Below are 2,715 nucleotides of genomic sequence, written 5' to 3' on the forward strand. Positions count from 1 at the left end.
ATCGCAACGCGATGAGCAGGAAGCAATTTGGCGCTGCCCCATCGACCGCATGGTTACGACGAAGCCGCGGCCTTTGGGCCGAGCTCAGAGGTGGCAATAGCGTGAACGCCGCCGACCGTCACTCCCCACCAGGCGGTCAGGTTTTGCGGTTCGGGCCGAGCAAAAATACTGTCAAGACAGCGAGGAACGTGGCAACCGCGCTGTAGACAAAGACACTGGCAATACCCGTGTGATCCACCAATAGGCCACCGAAAGTTGTGCCGGCTGCGATGGCCACTTGGAAGGTTATGACCATCAGTACACCAGCGCTCTCGGCCTGTTTCGGAGCGGCGCGTAGCACCATCCATGTCTGCAATCCGACCGGGACCGCGCCAAAAGCAAAGCCCCATACGGCAACTGCAATTGCCGAGGTCAAGGCCGATGCTCCCATAGTCAGGAGCGAGACAGCGGCTACGGCAATGAGCAGGGGCGGCAGGGCCGCGACCGCCTTGAGACTGTGTTTGGTGAGGAATGCGCCGGCTAAATTGCCGAAGACGCCGGCCGTGCCAAAAGCAAGGAACACGAGCGGGATTGACTTCTTTTCGAGCGCAGGAACGCTCTCGAGAAAGGCGCGGATGTAGGCGAAGCTGGCAAAATGGCCGGAAGCGACCAATAGCACGACTAGCACCGCAACCTTCATCGCCGGATTCTTCGCGACATCCAGCGGACTGCGGAATCTGCGCACTTCGATCGGAGGCAGTGGCGGAATGGTTACGAGTTGCACGAGCAGCGCAACGGCACTCACGATTGCGGCGACCTTGAACGAGGCTCGCCATCCCCAAATGTCACCGACATAAGCGCCGATTGGAGCCGCGCAGACGGAGGCGACAGAAACGCCGGTGAGGATGATCGACATGGCGCGCGGCATGAGGTGACTTGGAACCAGCCGCATCGCCAACGCTGCCGAAATAGACCAAAAACCACCAAGCGATATGCCAAGGACGACGCGTGCCGCCAGCAAAACCGGCAGCGACCCCGCAACCTCTGCCAGAACGTTCGACAGGATCAGCAGGAGCGTCATCGCCCAGATGACGACCCTGCGGTCCAGACGCTTTGTCACGATGGCGATTATCGGTGCCGAGATCGCCGCGACGATTGCGGTCGCTGTTAGCGCCTGTCCAGCCGTGCCCGTGGTGATACGGAGATCATGCGCGAGCGGTGTCAGAACGCTGGCGGGCAGAAACTCTGCCGTCACAAGCCCGAAGGTGCCGAAGGAAAGCGAAATGATGGCACCCCATGCAGGGCCAGAACGTTGATAGGGACTTTCTGGGTCAAGCCGATCTCGGTCGAACAAAGCCGCGTCCACTAAATCTGTCGCCGATTCGGTCATGAATGAGTTCTCCGGCTAGGAGCTGTTGCAGCAGGGGTGGCTACATCGCCGGGGATCAAAGCCGCGAGACCTTCCGGCGGCGGCCAGTCGGCATCAGTCGAGGCCTCGGCGCCCGACGCATCCGAGGCCTCATCGGAGGGCCGACGGACCCAACCGTCGACAATGCGGGAGAGTTCTCGGCGCGGTCGCATCGATCGCATTCGTCGAAGTGCGGTCTGTTCACTGCGAACCAAGCAAGCCGAACGCGGTGTCCTCGATCGAGGCCTTGATGGGGGGATGATCGACGATCTCTATATTGCTTTGAAGCAGGAAGTTCCGTCGCCATATGTGGTTATCCTGGCAGCCAGAATTGAGCGGTTGTCGCAAGCACCAAGGCGGTCGCAATGAGTGCAACGAGGCGGAAGTCTGATCGATGGCTGCGGTTCGATGGCCGCGCGATCGACAAAATTGAGGTGATGAGTTATCCCTTTTGAAGCCGTTGCTCCCAATTCTGGGATAAGGTAATTGCAGGCGGTCCCAGCAACGTCGGGCGGCCTTTTTGGTGATCGAATTCATGGGACGACACTCTCGGTCCGTGACGCATCTGCGAATGACTCCGCAAGTTCCGTGCCATCAACGACAAATCTGGCTCTGCTGAGCGGGTGGTGGAGGCACGAGCGTGGGCTATCCCAAGAGCTTGCCGCAAGGTTGTTCGAAGTTGAGGTGCCGGATAGACCGCAAATATGTCGGGCGGCCTGGGGTTGGCCAACACGAAGATGCGCAAGTTCAAAAGGACGAGCTGAACCCTTGCCGATATCCATCCGAGGCTGATCTGGAGAAGGTCAAGAACTGCGTCTTGAAGGCTTCCGCCGCACCGGCAAATGCTAAGCCAAGGTGCTGGGCAAGATGGACAGGGCCATCCAACCCGTCGACTGGACGCTCATTAATGGCGTCGGTGTGGCTCTGTAGCTGGCGAGAAAAACGCCCTGCTGAAAGACAAAAGCTCGTGTGGCCGGCTCTGAAGGACGGCCAGTGAGGCAGGCGAGGAGAGGCTATAGCCCATTCGTGTAGACTGATCTTGTCCCACGGAGGCGGCTAACCACCCCGCCAGACATCATCGAGGGGAGCGCCACTAGGCTTACCCCAAGTGTTGGTCATTTCCACCTGGGTGACCTCGGCCAAGTCACCAAGCCGCTTAGAGCAAGCTTTCGAACTGGATGCTCCCCGGGCACATGATCGGCTAGCTGTGAGCTTTCGGGAGGTTGTCCATTCGGACCGGACCGAGGAGACTGGAGTTACCACGCTTCAGCATCCATCGGAGGATCCGAATGAACATCCATAAGAATGCCCGTCTCACACCGCTGCGT

At 59.4% G+C, this 2,715-nt stretch carries 1 protein-coding gene; it reads right to left on the minus strand.

The annotated features are described in order from the left end of the window. Positions 1-136: 136 nt before the first annotated feature. Positions 137-1,369 (minus strand): MFS transporter, encoded by a 1,233-nt coding sequence (locus EOA27_RS30910; protein WP_126063819.1) that lies wholly within the window; start codon positions 1,367-1,369, stop codon positions 137-139. Positions 1,370-2,715: the final 1,346 nt, after the last annotated feature.

The sequence above is a fragment of the Mesorhizobium sp. M2A.F.Ca.ET.037.01.1.1 genome, assembly GCF_003998075.1.
GTDB lineage: Bacteria > Pseudomonadota > Alphaproteobacteria > Rhizobiales > Rhizobiaceae > Mesorhizobium.